Source organism: Candidatus Sulfotelmatobacter sp., assembly GCA_035504415.1.
GTDB lineage: Bacteria > Vulcanimicrobiota > Vulcanimicrobiia > Vulcanimicrobiales > Vulcanimicrobiaceae > Vulcanimicrobium.
On sequence record DATJRY010000012.1, the window covers coordinates 24,366 to 38,371 of the forward strand.

16 protein-coding genes are annotated in these 14,006 nt (G+C 69.7%); 6 read left to right on the plus strand and 10 right to left on the minus strand.

Annotated elements, in window-relative coordinates; translation table 11 throughout:
* Positions 1-7: 7 nt before the first annotated feature.
* Both VMD91_09800 and VMD91_09805 read right to left on the minus strand, forming a co-directional pair.
* Positions 8-1,288 (minus strand): metallophosphoesterase, encoded by a 1,281-nt coding sequence (locus tag VMD91_09800; GenBank protein HTW84348.1) that lies wholly within the window; start codon positions 1,286-1,288, stop codon positions 8-10.
* Positions 1,289-1,360: 72 nt separating this feature from the next.
* Positions 1,361-2,626 (minus strand): hypothetical protein, encoded by a 1,266-nt coding sequence (locus VMD91_09805; GenBank protein HTW84349.1) that lies wholly within the window; start codon positions 2,624-2,626, stop codon positions 1,361-1,363.
* 206 nt (positions 2,627-2,832) lie between these two features.
* Between VMD91_09805 and VMD91_09810 the strand changes: the two genes are divergently transcribed.
* The 3 genes from VMD91_09810 to VMD91_09820 all read left to right on the plus strand — a co-directional run bounded on the left by VMD91_09810 (position 2,833) and on the right by VMD91_09820 (position 5,774).
* On the plus strand, positions 2,833-3,612 hold the full coding sequence (locus VMD91_09810; protein HTW84350.1) for a glucose 1-dehydrogenase: 780 nt from the start codon (positions 2,833-2,835) through the stop codon (positions 3,610-3,612).
* A 2-nt stretch (positions 3,613-3,614) separates the two neighbouring features.
* Positions 3,615-4,835, plus strand: a complete 1,221-nt coding sequence (locus VMD91_09815) for an MFS transporter (GenBank protein HTW84351.1) — start codon at positions 3,615-3,617, stop codon at positions 4,833-4,835.
* A 66-nt stretch (positions 4,836-4,901) separates the two neighbouring features.
* Positions 4,902-5,774, plus strand: a complete 873-nt coding sequence (locus VMD91_09820) for a hypothetical protein (protein ID HTW84352.1) — start codon at positions 4,902-4,904, stop codon at positions 5,772-5,774.
* On the opposite strand, the gene VMD91_09825 is transcribed toward VMD91_09820, so the two are convergent.
* From VMD91_09825 to VMD91_09845, 5 genes are read right to left on the minus strand one after another with little or no spacing between them, the layout of a single operon-like run.
* Positions 5,753-6,310, minus strand: a complete 558-nt coding sequence (locus tag VMD91_09825; protein HTW84353.1) for a TIGR00730 family Rossman fold protein — start codon at positions 6,308-6,310, stop codon at positions 5,753-5,755. The genes VMD91_09820 and VMD91_09825 overlap by 22 nt on opposite strands.
* Positions 6,311-6,601 carry a putative quinol monooxygenase gene (locus VMD91_09830; protein ID HTW84354.1) on the minus strand — a complete coding sequence of 97 codons (291 nt, stop codon included), beginning with the start codon at positions 6,599-6,601 and terminating at the stop codon, positions 6,311-6,313.
* 14 nt (positions 6,602-6,615) lie between these two features.
* Complete coding sequence (locus VMD91_09835; GenBank protein ID HTW84355.1) at positions 6,616-7,998, minus strand: KamA family radical SAM protein; 1,383 nt, start codon at positions 7,996-7,998, stop codon at positions 6,616-6,618.
* Complete coding sequence (locus VMD91_09840) at positions 7,995-9,056, minus strand: L-erythro-3,5-diaminohexanoate dehydrogenase (GenBank protein ID HTW84356.1); 1,062 nt, start codon at positions 9,054-9,056, stop codon at positions 7,995-7,997. The genes VMD91_09835 and VMD91_09840 overlap by 4 nt, the downstream gene beginning before the upstream one ends.
* Entirely contained in the window at positions 9,053-9,571 is a 519-nt protein-coding gene (locus VMD91_09845; protein ID HTW84357.1) for an Lrp/AsnC family transcriptional regulator, read from the minus strand. The genes VMD91_09840 and VMD91_09845 overlap by 4 nt, the downstream gene beginning before the upstream one ends.
* 123 nt (positions 9,572-9,694) lie before the next feature.
* Here VMD91_09845 and VMD91_09850 point away from each other — a divergent pair, with 123 nt between their 5' ends.
* The 3 genes from VMD91_09850 to VMD91_09860 are packed head-to-tail and all read left to right on the plus strand — an operon-like array spanning position 9,695 to position 11,792.
* A complete protein-coding gene (locus tag VMD91_09850) occupies positions 9,695-9,886 on the plus strand; it encodes a hypothetical protein (GenBank protein ID HTW84358.1) in 192 nt (63 codons plus the stop codon).
* Between the two features lie 24 nt (positions 9,887-9,910).
* Entirely contained in the window at positions 9,911-11,533 is a 1,623-nt protein-coding gene (locus VMD91_09855) for a peptide ABC transporter substrate-binding protein (protein ID HTW84359.1), read from the plus strand.
* Between the two features lies 1 nt (position 11,534).
* Positions 11,535-11,792, plus strand: a complete 258-nt coding sequence (locus tag VMD91_09860) for a hypothetical protein (GenBank protein HTW84360.1) — start codon at positions 11,535-11,537, stop codon at positions 11,790-11,792.
* 6 nt (positions 11,793-11,798) lie between these two features.
* On the opposite strand, the gene VMD91_09865 is transcribed toward VMD91_09860, so the two are convergent.
* The 3 genes from VMD91_09865 to VMD91_09875 all read right to left on the minus strand — a co-directional run bounded on the left by VMD91_09865 (position 11,799) and on the right by VMD91_09875 (position 13,990).
* Positions 11,799-12,179: a VOC family protein gene (locus VMD91_09865; protein HTW84361.1), complete on the minus strand. Its 381-nt coding sequence runs from the start codon at positions 12,177-12,179 to the stop codon at positions 11,799-11,801.
* Between the two features lie 93 nt (positions 12,180-12,272).
* A complete protein-coding gene (locus VMD91_09870) occupies positions 12,273-13,682 on the minus strand; it encodes an NAD(P)(+) transhydrogenase (Re/Si-specific) subunit beta (GenBank protein ID HTW84362.1) in 1,410 nt (469 codons plus the stop codon).
* The gene (locus tag VMD91_09875; protein ID HTW84363.1) at positions 13,679-13,990 is read right to left on the minus strand and encodes an NAD(P) transhydrogenase subunit alpha; all 312 of its coding nucleotides are present in this window, start codon (positions 13,988-13,990) and stop codon (positions 13,679-13,681) included. Before VMD91_09875 ends, VMD91_09870 begins: the two co-directional genes overlap by 4 nt.
* Between the last annotated feature and the right edge of the window lie 16 nt (positions 13,991-14,006).

Here is a 14,006-nt window from a genome sequence, read left to right on the forward strand (position 1 = left end):
GCGCGGATCAGGGGACGCGGTTGCGCGGCAGCCGCGTCCTGCGGACCACCAGCCGCGCGGCGCCCAGGGCGAGTGCGGCCAGCACCAGCAGTGCGACGGCGGCGAGCAGGATGCCGCGCGTCGTGAACACGCTGTAGCCGCCCTCGCGCAGGCAGCCGCGGTAGGCGCTCGCGGTCAATGCGGTCGCGACGCACCAGTAGGCGCGCCAGCTGCGCTGAGTGATCTCCGCGGGCGCCGCGCCGTCGTACAGCCGCGACCAGATTGCTCGCAGGCCCGCATCGTGCGCCAGCCGCGTCTGCAGCGCCGCGAGCGACGGCCCGTCGACGCGCGCGAGGCCGAGAGTGCGCGTCCCGCCGACGATCTGCCAGCGGCCGTCGAGCAGCGAATGCTCTTGCGCGGCGTCGATCGTGCCGTCGGACGCGACGTCGACGGTCAAGAAGCTCGGCGTGTTGCCGTAGATCGGCGAGATTGCCGGAATCGTCAGCAGCGGAACCGGCGCCGCGTCGCCCGCGCGCAGCAGCCGGAACGAGAAGCGGTGCACGTGGCCCGCGATCACCAGCCCGACGTTGCGAGCGGGATCGTCGAGCAGCGTCACCACGCCGGCGCGCCACTGCGGGGTCAGCAGCGGAACGACGACCAGCCCGTGCGCCAAGCGGATCGTCGAGTACGCGTCGATGCCGGGCGGGATGTGGAACAGCACCCACGAGCGCTCACCGTGCGGCGCGAGCGCTGCGCGCAGGTCGCGGAGCGCGTCGGCCGCGCCGTCGGGCACGCCGCACGGGCGGAAGCGCAGCGATCCGGCGACGTCGTCGGCGACGACGGCCCGCACGCCCCGCAGCGGCAACCGCGCGGTGTAGAAGCCCTCGCGCGAAAACGTCTCCTGAAACCCGGGCGCCGCGCCGCCGCGGTTGACCAGCGGTTCCCAGACCCCCGCGAAGGCGCGCAGGAACGTGGCGCCCGGGCCGATCCGGTAGTCGCCGCAGTCGGAGTCCTCGTTGCCGAGCGTGACCAGGAATTGCGCGTGCGGAAAGGCTTCGTCGAACGCGTTCGCGACCAGCGCTTCGGTCTTGACCGCGTCCTCGCGGCGGATGTCATGGGCCAGGAAGTCGCCGGCGATGACGACGACCGGCGGGTCCGGGTCGACGCGCCGCATCTCGTCGAGCGCCGAGCGCAGGAGCGCGGCGTTGGTGTCCTTCTTGGCGGTCACCGGCTGGGTGCCCAGCGCGCGCGGATCCAGGTGGACGTCGCTGACGAACAGCCACGGGGCGAGCATCAGCAGGGCGAACATGGCGGCCTTCTTCGCAAAAAGAAAGAGGCGGTCCGTCCGGACCGCCTCTCACTCAACCGAAACCGTTGGTTCTTAGTGGAACCAGTTCCCGGTATCGACGTGGAAGGTGAAGTACGCGTCGAAGTTGCCGACGTGGTTGACGTTCGGCGACGCGTACGGGATGTCGATCATGTCCTCGTGCTTGTTCTGCCAGCGGATCGAGAACGCGACGAACGGGTTGAAGCGATCGGTGACCGCGTAGGTCCAGCCATCGGCCCAACGCCACGGGAACTCTTGGTTCTCGTAGTAGTTCAGCGTGCCCCAGGTGAAGTTCACCACCGCCGTGATGTGCCGGTCGACCGGGACGACCGCCGCCACATACTGCGTGCTCTCGGTGTAGGACTTCGGGCAGTTGGAGTACGTCGGCACGGAGTTGTACTTCGTCGTCCCCGTGGGCGTGACGGTGCACAGCGGGCCGACGGCGTTCGTGTTGAGCGCGCCTTCCGGGAGGTAGATGATGTGGTGCAGCATACCCGGAGCGCCGCAGCCGTAGAAGGCCGTCGCCGAGCTGCAGAGTTCGGCGACGTTCTGGTCGGCGTTCTGCTCGTCGCCGGTGATGTTGAACGAGAAGCGCGTGCCGTGCAGCTCGTGGATGGCCGGCGTCGTGTACGTCAGGCCGAGGTAGCCCCAGTGCGCTTCGGTGGAGTTGTTCGAGTACGGGAACGGCACCGCCGAGATACCGGAGTTCTGGCTGTTGCCCGCCGCGTTGAGGGGGCAGCCGTTGACGAAGCAACCGGCGTAGAGGCGGTGACGGAACTGCAAGCCGCCCTCGAGCAGCCAGTTCGGGCTGAACTGCCAGTCGGTGCGGTAGACGAGGACGGCGTCACGCGAAACCGCGTTGTACGTCGGCGCGCCGGTCGTCGGGCTGAGGGTGCGCTCCGGCGCGGTGTTCAGGTTGCCGCCGACGTTGCGGTCGAACGACACGGACCACTTCGTCGAGATCGGAATACGCACCGAGCCACCGACGTCGAAGTTCTGATAGGTGTAGCCCGGGTGGCTGTTCTGGAGCGTCTCTTCGGTGTAGATCGGGATGATGTCGATCACCGGATAGTGCGAGACGTTGAACCCGGTGTGGGAAATGCCCGGAGCGCCCGTTGCCTGCGAGACTTGCTGCGTCGACAGGTCCGGCGTCGTCGGGGCGATCATGGGGGATTGCGCGTTCGCGGCGGCGGGTGCGGGGTTGGTAGCGGGAACGGTCTGCGCCTGCGCCTGAGCAACGGCACCGACCGAAAGAGCAACCACCACGCTGGCCACCGTGAGCACGGTGTCGATGCGGCGCGGCAAAAGGCGCCGCGTCAAGTGGGCTAGCTTCTGAATGGGAACGCCCTCCTCTTGAGAACGGCTTTGAGACACGCCGTCCCTAGAAAACCTCTGGAACGGCATGGCTGAAGGCGCTTTGCGGAGACGACCGCAAGTTTCCTTCGCAGCCTCGCAACGGCCCCCGGCGACATTTCGTTCCGCGGGCGCCGCTTAAGGCGGTCATAAGGTTTTTGTTCGGAGGGCAGATGTCCAGCGAGCGCGCCGTCTACGTGGTTACCGGGTCGGCGGCGGGGATCGGCGCCGCGTGCGTTCGGCGACTGGCCGCCGCCGGCGCGGCGGTGGTCGTCAACTATACGACCAGCGAGGCCGAGGCGCGCGCCGTCGCGACGGCCTGTGCCGACGCCGGCGGCGAAGCGTTGCTGGTGCGGGCCGACGTGTCCGACGATGCCGCTTGTCGGTCGATGGCGGACGCCGCCCTCGCGCGTTGGGGGCGCATCGACGGCCTGGTCAACAACGCCGGGACGACCGTCTTCGCGTCTCACCGTGACCTCGACGCGCTCGACGCGGCGGCCTTTCAGCGGCTCTACGCCGTCAACGTCGTCGGCACGTACCAGATGACGCGGGCCGTGGTGCCCGCGCTGCGCGCACGGCATGGTGCGGTCGTCAACGTTTCCTCGATGGCGGGACTGACCGGCGAGGGATCCTCGATCGCGTACGCCGCCTCGAAGGGTGCCCTCAACACGCTCACCCTCTCGCTGGCGCGGGCTTTGGCTCCCGAAATCCGCGTCAACGCCGTCTGCCCCGGCCTGGTCGAGACGCGCTGGACCGCCGCGGCCCTGGGACCCGAGGCGGCGGCCCGCCGCGTCGCGGCCTGGGAGGCCGCCGCGCCGCTGGGCCGGATCCTGACCCCCGACGACGTCGCCGACGCGGTGTGCTGGCTGCTGCTGCGCGCACCGGCCACGACCGGCGAGATCCTCCAGGTCGACGGCGGCTTCCATCTCGGCCCGGCGATGCGCGCCCGCTGACGGTGCGGGCCCCGTCCGGCGCGTGGCGCCGCACCCTGTGGATGATGGTCGCCGTGCAGGCGACCATGTCGCTGGCGTTCTCGATCTCGGCGCCCTTCCTGCCCCTGTACGTGCTCGAGTTGGGCGTCCATCCGATCGCGAAGGTCGACCTGTGGGCCGGCGCGATCGCCTCGGTCAACTTCCTGCTGGCGGCGATCTTCTCGCCGATCTGGGGCAGCTTGGCCGACCGGGTGGGGCGCAAGGCGATGGTCGTGCGGTCCTCGACCGCGGTCTGCTTGTTCACCGCGGCGATGGGCCTGGCGCCCAACGTGCTGGTCCTGTTCCTCGCCCGGGCCTGCATGGGGGTCTTCAGCGGCTTCTCCGCGGCGGCGACGGCGCTGGTGGGGACGCAGGTGCCCGAAGGGATGCTGGGCTTCTCGCTCGGCTGGATGGCGACGGGACAGCTCGTCGGCGGTCTGATCGGCCCGCTCGCCGGCGGCGTGCTGGCCGACTGGCTGCACGACTACCGCGAGGTCTTCTTCTGGACGTCGGGCGTCGCGCTGTGCGCGACGCTGCTGTGCACGCTTGCGGTGCGCGAGCGCTTCACCCGGCCCGACGCCGGCAAAGGCGTGCGCGGCCCGATCTGGCGCGAGTTCGGCGAGCTGGTCCGCCATCCGCAGCTGGCGCCGATGTTCGCGGTCGTGCTGCTGGCGCAGGTGGCGGCGCTGGGCGTGCAGCCGATCGTTCCGCTGTTCGTGCGCGACTTGGTCGGCGACGCGCCGTGGCTCGCGACCGCGGCCGGGGCCGCTTTCGCGGTGACGGGCTTGGCCGACCTGATCGCCTCGCCGTTCCTGGGCAAGCGCAGCGACGTCATCGGCTATCGCCGGGTGCTCACCATCTCGCTGGCCGGCGTCGCCGGCTTCACCATCCCGCAGGCCTTCGTCCACTCGATCTGGGCGTTCTTGGCGCTGCGCTTCGGCGTCGGCGTGTTCTTGGGCGGCGTGCTGCCGACCGCCAACGCGTGGATCGGCACGATGTTCCCGGTCGAGCGGCGCGGCCAGGTCTACGGCGTGGTCGCCAGCGCGACGTTTCTGGGGATGTTCGCCGGACCGCTGCTGGGCGGCGTGTTGGCCGCGCGCTTCGGCTTTCCGGCCGTGTTCCTGACCTTCGGCGCCCTGACGCTGGCGAATCTGGCCTGGGTCGTGCTCGGCGTGCGCGAGCGGGTGGCCTTTGCGGAGAGCTGAGGCTTCCTTCCGCCCGCTGGCGAGGACGGCGGGCCGCCGTCCCGGTCGTGCCGTATCCCCGCTGGAATGCTGGCTCTCGTCATGTTCTTGGCGGTGCTGCTCACGACGCCGGCTCCGGCGGCGGCACCCAATCCCACCCCGCTCCCGTCGCTCACGCCGACGCACCTGCTCGGCGCGATCCGCGCGCAGTTCCGCTCGCACCGGCCGCCGCCGCCGTTCGAGACCTACACGCTGATCCGCAAGCAGCTCGCCACCAACGGCTTTCCGGATCTGGCCGAGTCGTACACGAAGCACTTCTGGATTCGCAACAGCGATCGCGCCGCGCTCTCGCGGTACGTGTTCCGCGACGACGCGCGCGGCGACCTGAACTTCGACCGTCCGGCGTTCAACGAGGATCGCGATCCGGGCCCGCCGACCGCCGACGTGTTCGAGCCGGCGCCGCTGCGCCCGCATCCGGTCAGCGAAGTCTACACGCCCGAGCCGAACTTCACCGCGCCGCCGCTGATCGGCGGCGTGCGCTTCTTGGTCGAGTACGACTACACCGTCACGTCGGTCGAAACGGTCGGCGAGCAGCTGCACCTACACATCGAGCCGATCCGCGACGTCGAGCGCAACCGCTTGCGCGAGATCTGGTGCGACAAGCACACGCTCGAGCTGCGCAAGCTGGTCGCGACCGACAAGCTGTTCGTCGAAGGCGGCGGCGTCGCCACCCACGTCTACGCGGTGATCTTCACCTACACGATGGGCAACGTGCAGGGCTATCCGGTGGTGACCGATCTGCACGGGGTCGTCGGCAAGGACAGCGACGGCAACCAGTACGACGGCGACGGGCGGGACGTGGACTACCAGTTCCGCGACATCGCCTTTCCGGCGTCGCTACCGGCCTGGTACTTCGACCCGCACACCTACGCGCAGCATCAGAGCGACGCTCCGTCCTGAGCGCGCAGCTCGGTGAGCCGTGCCAGCACCAGCTCGATCGTCGGGAACGCCTCGACGATCGCGCGATTGCCCGCGCTGATGAAGCCCTTGGCGCGACCGCCGTCGATCAGCGCCAGCAGCGCGTCGAAGTACCCGTCGAGGTTGGCCAGCACGCACGGCGCGTCGGCCAGCCCCAGCTGCACCCAGGTGACGATCTCGAAGAACTCTTCGAAGGTGCCGAACCCTCCGGGCAACGCGACGAACGCATCGGCGTACTCGGCCATCAGCGCCTTGCGCTCGTGCATCGACTGCACGACGTGCAGGTCGACGCCGCGGTGCGCGACCTCGCGCTCCTCGAGGAAGCGCGGGATGATGCCGATGACCTCGCCGCCCGCCTCGAGCGCGCCGTCGGCGAGCGCCCCCATCAGCCCGACGCGGCCGCCGCCGTAGACGACGCCGAAGCCGGCGCGCGCCAGCGCGGCGCCGAACGCGCGCGCCGTCGCGGCGTAGCGCGGATCGTTGCCGGGCGACGCGCCGCAATAGACGCAGACGCGCATCTACTGGGCGACGGGTCGTCCGAGGATGGCTGTCCGGGAGGCCGCGAGGACGCGAATGCCGTTGACGCCGTGCGTCTGGAAGTGCGCGGTCGCGTAGTGCAGGTCGATGGCCGCCTGGTCCGCCCAGGTCTCGTAGAGCACGAAGGTGGTGGGATCGGAGATCCCGCGCGTGACGAGAAAGCCGTGGCAGCCCGCCTCTTGGATCGAGGCGGCGGCCAACGCGCGCAGGTGCTCCTCGGCCTGGTCGGCCTTGTCGGCCGGAAACGTGTAGATGACCGCTTGGACCAGCATCCCCGCCGCTTGGACTAGGCTAGGGCCGTCACCTTGCCGTCCGCGCGCGCCAGCGCGTCGCGGATCATCGCCTCTTGCAGCGCCGGCACCGCCCAGCGCGCTTGCGCCGCCGGCGAGAGCGTGTCGATCGGGTCGAAGTAGAGGAACGACTGGCCCGGCTTGACGCTCGGCGCGCGGTAGACGGCGATGCCGTTCTCGCGATCGTAGTACTCGTAGCTGTGCACGTCGCGCTTGCCGCCGCCGCCCGGCGCGTCGCAGATGAACAGCGGGGTGTTGAACCCGGCGGTCGCGCCGCGGACCGCCTTCTCGATCGCGACCGCGGTGGCGATCGACGTGCGCATCTCCTCGACGCCCTTGACCAGGTCGTGCATGTAGACGTAGTACGGGTGGACGTTGAGCCACGAGAGGCGCTTGACCAGCAGCGTCATCGTGGCCGGATCGTCGTTGACCCCACGGATCAGCACGCTCTGGTTGCGCACGGTGACGCCGCGGCGGAACAGGACGTCCATCGCCTGCTGCGTGATCCACGAGATCTCGCTGGGCGAGTTGAAGTGCGTGTGCAGCACGACGTCTTTGCCCAGCGCTCGGCCCTTGTCGACGACGCCGACCAGCGCGTCGGTCCACGCCTGATCGGTGAGGATCTTCATCGGCATCACCGCCGGGCCTTTGGTCGCGAAGCGCATGCGCCGGATGTGCGGGATCGCCAGCAGCGCCTCGCCGATGTGCGTGATGTTCTTGGGTGCCAACTGGTAGGTGTCGCCCCCCGAGATCACCACGTCCTCGATCTCGGGACGCGCGGCGATGTACTCGAACGCGTGTTCCCACAGCGCGGGCGTCTTCGCCAACGCGGCCTTCTCCTCGACCAGCTCGGTGTCGGGACCGATCGCGTACGAGCGGGTGCAGAAGCGGCAGTAGACCGGGCACGTCTGGAGCGGCAGAAACAGCGCCTTGTCGACGTAGCGGTGGGTGAGGCCCTGCACCGGCGCGTCTTCCTGCTCGTGCAGCGAGTCCAGCGTCAAGCGCGGATGATCGGGCAACAGGCGCGAGGCGACCGGGATGAACTGGCGGCGAATCGGATCTTCGTACGGCCGCGTCCAGTCGATCGACGCCAGCATGTACGGCGAGACCCGCACGGCCATCGGCGCCAGCCGGAACCCTTCGCGCGCGTCCTCGAGGAACGTCGGATCGACGATCCCGCCGATCGTCTCGAACAGCTCTTCGGCCGTCTTCACCGAGTGACGGCCTTGCCAGATGTGGTCGAGGAACGTCGGCTCGTCGATCTGCTCGTACGCCGGCACCGTGCGCCAGAACTCGCCCGTCCGCAGGTTTCGGTGTTCGAGCAAGGCCGGGTCGACGGGTGGTTTGACGTGGTGCTGCACGGACTCTCCGGGGATCATGAACAGGCGTACCGGGAAACGAAATGGGCCAGCAGGGCGGGATGGTTGCGCAGGGTATCGAGCGCGAGCGCCGCGTGGCCCTTGGCGTACCCGTTGCCGATCATCATCTGCACGTCTTTGCCCGCGCCTTCGGCCCCCAGCGCGGCGGCCGTGAACGACGTCGCCATCGAGAAGAAATAGACCGTACCCTCGTCCTTGCAGCACAGCACCGAAGCGAGCTCGGTTCCGGCCACGTTGACGCAGTTGACGACCAGGTCGGCCAGCTGCGGCAGCGCCTCCTGGCACAGGTCACGCACGTCGAGCGGCTTGCGGGCGTCGGCCGTCACCAGCGCGTCGACCAGTCCGTGCTCGAGCAGCAAGCGCGCGCCCGACGTCGTGGCGCTGGGCACGACGCCGATGACGCGGCCCTCCGTGCCGACGGCGTTGCGCGCGGCGGCGCAGGCGAGCATCCCCGACTTGCCGTCGGCGCCGATCACGCAGACGCTCGTGCCCGGCTTCGCCAAGCGGCTGACTTGCGCGGGTGCGCCGGCGACGTCGAGCACGGCCAGCGCGACCGTGGTCGGCAGATCGGCCGGCAACTGCGCGTACAGGCCGCTCTCGAACAGCACGGCGGTGCCGCGCACGCGCACTTGGCCCGTCGCGAGGTCGACGTGGTCGATCCCCGCCAGGCGCAGTGGCGTGAGGGTGAGCGAGACCAGCGAGGCGATGCGGTCGCCGACGGCGAGATCGCGGCGGTGCGCGAGCGCCGGACCGACCTCGAGCACCTCGCCGACGAACATCCCGCCGCTGCCCGTCACCGGATTGTGCTGCTTGCCGCGCGCTTCCACCGTCGCCAGGATGTGCGCGGCGATCGCGTCGGCGTCGCTACCGCAGACCTCGCGGATCTGCGCGAACGACGCCGAGTCGACGTTGAGCGTCTCGACCGCGCACAGGATCTCGTTGGCGTGAATGACCGGCGAGCTGTCCAACCGCCACGCCGCTTGCGGCAGCTCGCCGGACGGGTCGAGGACACGATGAGACCCCAGCGCGCACGCTGCGCCGAGCACGGCCGCGCTCATCCGAGCGCTTCGACCGGAAGCCCGCCGCGTTCGAACGGGGTCGTCAGGACGATCGTCGTGCGCGTACGCGCGACGCCGCGAATGCGCTTGAGCCGGGTGAGGAAGTCGTCGAGGTGGACGGTCGAGCGCGTGACCACCTTGAGCAAGAAGGTCTCGTCGCCGGCGACGCTGTGGATCTCGAGGATCTCGGGGAACGTCTGGACGGCCAACGTGAACGCGTCGTAGTCGAGGTCGGGCGCGCAGTAGGCGCTCACGAACGCGGTCAGGTCGTACCCGACGCGGCGCGCGTCGAGCTGCGCGGCGTAGCCGATGACGAAGCCGCGCTGCTCGAGCCGCTTGACGCGGTCGTGCACGGCCGGCGGCTTGAGGCCGACCAGGGCGCCGAGCTCGGCATACGTCGAACGGGCGTTGCGCTGCAACGCTTCGAGCAAGCGCAGGTCGATACGGTCGAGCTCCGGATGTCCAGCGGGCATCCGACCCGGTCGAGCGTCGATCGATTCGGGCTTGGCGGTCATGTGGGCGTGATTTCTTCGCCGGCCGCTCGCGCTCCTCGGATCGGTACGGCCGTACCACGATCCGGCCAACTGTCCGCTTCCGTACCGACCGGCGAAAACCTGGACCGCTACGATAGCCGGACGATGGATTCTCGTCAGCCGTGTGCGTGTGGGCACGAGGCGGATCTCCACGACGCCTTCGGCTGCGCCGCGTACCTGGGCGCCTTCCCGGAGACCGCGGAGTCGACGCGCCGCTGCGGCTGCCTGCGCGCCTACGCACGGGATGAGCCGGCCGTCTTGCTGACGCCGACGACGGCGAGCGCCGAGGGCGACTGACCGCCGGGCGCGGAACGAGCCGCGATGCCCGCGGTGCGCGCCCCTCGTCTCTTGGCCGGATTGCTGCTCGCCGTGATGCTGGCGGGCTGCGTGCGCGCTGGCGGCCCCGCGGCGGCCGCCGGGAGCGCGCGCTTCGCGGTCGCGGCCGACCCGCGCACGCTCGACCCGCTCTTCGCGCACACCGACGCGAACAACGTCGAGCAACAGCTGAACCGGCTCGCGTTCGAGCCGTTCGTCGACGTCGACGAGCGCGGGCACCCGGTACCGGTGCTGCTGACCCGCATCCCGAGCCTCGCCAACGGCGACCTCTCGCGCGACGGCCGGACGATCACGTATCGGCTGCGGCGCAACGTGCGCTGGCAGGACGGCGTCGAGGTCACCGCGCGCGACGTCGTCTGGACGGTGCACGCGATCCTCGACAACCGCAACCCGGTCGCCTCGCGGGCGGGCTACGAGCGCATCGCGTCGATCCAGGCGCTCGACCCGTGGACGGTGCGCGTGCGCTTGCGATCGGCCTGGGCACCGGCGGTCGCGACGTTGTTCGGCGACGGGCCCTCACCGCAGTACGTGCTGCCGGCACACCTGTTGGCGAACGTGCGCGATCTCGCGACCGCCGGCTTCGGCGCGCAGCCGGTCGGCGACGGGCCGTATCGTCTGGTGTCGTGGTCGCGCGGCGAGCGACTCGTCTACGCCGCGAATCCGACCTACTGGCGCGGCCGGCCGGCGATCGCACGGCTCGAGGTCGACGTCGTCCCCGATCCCGGCACCAACTTCACGCTGCTGCGCAGCGGCGGCCTGGATTGGAACCTGCTCTCGCCGGCGCAGCGCGCCTCGCTCGGCGATGCGCCGGGGATCGCATACCGCACCGTCCCGCTGGCGATGGTGGTCGGGCTGGCGCTGCAGACGCGGCACGCGCCGCTCGACGACGTACGGGTGCGCCGCGCGATCGCCGCGTCGATCGATCGGGCCGGCATCTCGCGCACGATCACCGACGGCCGCTATCCGGTCGTCGACACCGCGCAGCCGCTCGGTTCGTGGGCGCGCGATCCGTCGGTGCGCGAGCCGGGCTTCGATCCCGCCGTCGCGGACCGACTGCTCGACGCCGCCGGCTGGCGGCGCGGTTCGGGCGGCATGCGCGCGAAGGGCGGCAAGCCGCTCGCGCTCACGTACGTGCAGTTTCCCGAGTCGCAGACCGGCGTCCGCGTCGCCGTGGTCGTGCAGCGCGAGCTGCAAGCGCGCGGCATCGACCTCACCATCAAGTCGCTCTCGAACGCGCAGCTGTTCTTGCCGAAGGCCGAGGGCGGAACCCTCGCCACCGGCCGCTTCGATCTCGCCTACGTGCCTTGGCCCATGGGCGCCGACCCCGACGACGCGTTCTTGCTCGCGTGCGACGGCTTCGCCAACTACGCGCGCTGGTGCGACCCGCAGGTCGACGCGCTCGAGCGGCGCGCACAAGTCGCGCCCGATCGCGCCGAGCGCGCCCGGCTCTACGGGCAGATCGAGCGCCGCGTCGCCGACGCCGTGCCGATCGTGTTCTTGTTCGATCCGTCCTACTCGTACGCGTATCGTACGTCGCTGCACGGCTTCTTCCCCAACGCCTTCACCCCGACGTGGGACGCCTGGCGCTGGCGCCGAACGAGCAGCTGACGTGAACGCGCTGCTCGCGTCCGGCATTCCCTACGAGATCGCCGGGCTGATCTACTTTCTGTTCTATCTCGCGATGTCGCGGCCGCGCGCGGCGGCGGCGTTTTCGCGTCGCTCCAAGGTGCTAACGCTGCTCGCGGCGATCGCGCTGGTCGGCGCGGCGGTGCTGCACTACGGCGCGCAGCCGCTCGGCATCGCGATCATGCTGGCGCTGGTGGTCGTTTCGCTCGTCTCGACGTATCTGGACCGCCGCGCCGGCTGACGCCGGTCAGCGCTGCGCGATGACTTCGAGCCGGTTGCCGTCGGGGTCTTCGAAGAAACAGGCGTAGTAGGTCGGGCCGTATGCTTCCTGCGGCATCTCGATCGAGCGGGCACCGATCGCCGGCAGATAGGTCGCGATCGCGTCGACGGTGCCGCGCGAGGGCGCCAGGAACGCGACCCGGCCCGGGCCAGGTGACATCTCGGGGTCCTCGGTGATGCCGAACCACTCGTTGGGACGGCGGTCGGGCGCGCTCTCATCGGGGATCGCCCACGTGGTGAACGTCGCGCCTTCGTGTTTGACGGCGCCCAGCAGATTGAGGATGGCGTCGTAGAACGCGGTGGCCTGGACGCGATCGCGCACGCGCAGGTCGACGTGGGAGACTAGCATTCCCCGCAATTCGAGCGGGAGGCGCGGCCTCCCGGTCAAAACGAGCGGCGATCGTGAGTCCCTATCCGTTACGGCGTCACCTTCGCACAGGCGTCAGCTGAGCGCCTTGACGCCTGCGACGACGCCGTCGATCGACTTCTTCGCGTCGCCGAAGAGCATGACGGTCTTGGGGTCGTCGAAGAGCGGGTTGTCGATGCCGGCGAAGCCGGAGTTCATCGAGCGTTTGAGGACGACCACGTTGGCGGCCTTGTCGACGTCGAGGATCGGCATCCCGTAGATCGGGCTCGACTTGTCGGTGCGCGCGGCGGGGTTGGTGACGTCGTTGGCACCGACGACCAGCGCGACGTCGGCGCGCTCGAACTCGGGGTTGATGTCGTCCATGTCGTACAGCGAGGTGTACGGCACGTTGGCTTCCGCCAGCAGCACGTTCATGTGGCCGGGCATGCGGCCCGCGACCGGATGGATGGCGTACTTGACCTCGACGCCGCGCTTCTCGAGCTGGTCCTCAAGCTCGCGGATCGAGTGCTGCGCCTGCGCGACGGCCATGCCGTAGCCGGGGACGACGATCACTTCGTTCGCGTAGGCCAGCATCGCGGCGACGTCGTCGGCGCTGACGCTGCGCACGGTGTGCTGCTTCGCGCCGCCCGTCGCGGTGCTGGTCGTGACCGCGCCGAAGGCGCCGAAGAGGACGTTGGTGATCGAGCGGTTCATCGCGCGGCCCATCAGGACGGTCAGCAGCGTGCCGGATGCGCCGACCAGCGCGCCGGCGATGATCAGCACGCTGTTGCCGAGCACGAAGCCGGTGGCCGCCGCGGCCAGGCCGGTGAACGAGTTGAGCAGCGAGATGACCACCGGCATGTCGGCGCCGCCGATCGGCAGCACGAACAAGATGCCGAGGACGAACGCACACCCCAGCGCGACCCAGAAGAACGAGAGCGCGTTCGGATTGTCGGCGACTACGAAGCCCCACGAGACCAGGATCGCCAGCAGCAGCGCCGCGTTGACGACTTGCTGGCCGGGGTAGGTGATCGGGCGGCCCGACATCACCTCTTGCAGCTTGAGGAAAGCGATGATCGACCCGGCGAACGAGAGCGCGCCGATCACGGCCGAGAGCACGCTGGTGAACGAGACGTCGGGCGTCGGGACGGTGCCGGCCTGATACAGCTTGAGCAGCTCGCCGGCGGCGACCAGCGCGGCGGCGCCGCCGCCCGCGCCGTTGAAGATCGCGACCATCTGCGGCATCGCGGTCATCTTGACGCGCTGCGCTGAGATGATGCCGACCGCGGCACCGACGATCAGCGCCGAGGCGACGACGATCCAGTTGACGATCCCCTGCGTGAGCACCGCGACGACCGCGATCAGCATCCCGAGCGCGCTGATGCGGTTGCCCAAGCGCGCGGTCTTCGGCGAGCTCAGGTAGCGCAGGCCGACGATGAAGCAGATCCCGGTGATCAGGTAGGCGATGTCGACCGGGTTGGCCAGCGCGGTGTCGGAGGCGCTCACGCGTTGTCCTCGCGCTTGGGCGCCGCCGCTCGCGGCTTGAACATCTGCAGCATGCGTTCCGTCACCGTGTAGCCGCCGAAGACGTTGAGCGAGGCGAGCACGACCAGGATGAAGCCCAGGATCGCGTTGTACGGCGTGTCGACCACGCCGGCGACCAGGATCGCGCCGACCAGCACGATGCCGTGGATGGCGTTGGTCGCCGACATCAGCGGCGTGTGCAAGGTCGTCGGGACCTTCGAGATGACTTCGAGTCCGAGGAACACGGCCAAGATGAAGATCGTGAGCTCGGTGAGCAGATGTGCGGTCACGTCGTCTCCGATTCGC

Coding starts and splice junctions, on each gene's coding strand:
- VMD91_09810 (HTW84350.1), top strand. CDS start 2,833: ATGTCCAGCGAGCGCGCCGTCTACGTGGTTACCGGGTCGGCGGCGGGG.
- VMD91_09830 (HTW84354.1), bottom strand. CDS start 6,601: ATGCTGGTCCAAGCGGTCATCTACACGTTTCCGGCCGACAAGGCCGAC.
- VMD91_09855 (HTW84359.1), top strand. CDS start 9,911: ATGCCCGCGGTGCGCGCCCCTCGTCTCTTGGCCGGATTGCTGCTCGCC.
- VMD91_09845 (HTW84357.1), bottom strand. CDS start 9,571: ATGACCGCCAAGCCCGAATCGATCGACGCTCGACCGGGTCGGATGCCC.
- VMD91_09825 (HTW84353.1), bottom strand. CDS start 6,310: ATGCGCGTCTGCGTCTATTGCGGCGCGTCGCCCGGCAACGATCCGCGC.
- VMD91_09820 (HTW84352.1), top strand. CDS start 4,902: ATGCTGGCTCTCGTCATGTTCTTGGCGGTGCTGCTCACGACGCCGGCT.
- VMD91_09850 (HTW84358.1), top strand. CDS start 9,695: ATGGATTCTCGTCAGCCGTGTGCGTGTGGGCACGAGGCGGATCTCCAC.
- VMD91_09840 (HTW84356.1), bottom strand. CDS start 9,056: ATGAGCGCGGCCGTGCTCGGCGCAGCGTGCGCGCTGGGGTCTCATCGT.
- VMD91_09800 (HTW84348.1), bottom strand. CDS start 1,288: ATGTTCGCCCTGCTGATGCTCGCCCCGTGGCTGTTCGTCAGCGACGTC.
- VMD91_09865 (HTW84361.1), bottom strand. CDS start 12,179: ATGCTAGTCTCCCACGTCGACCTGCGCGTGCGCGATCGCGTCCAGGCC.
- VMD91_09835 (HTW84355.1), bottom strand. CDS start 7,998: ATGATCCCCGGAGAGTCCGTGCAGCACCACGTCAAACCACCCGTCGAC.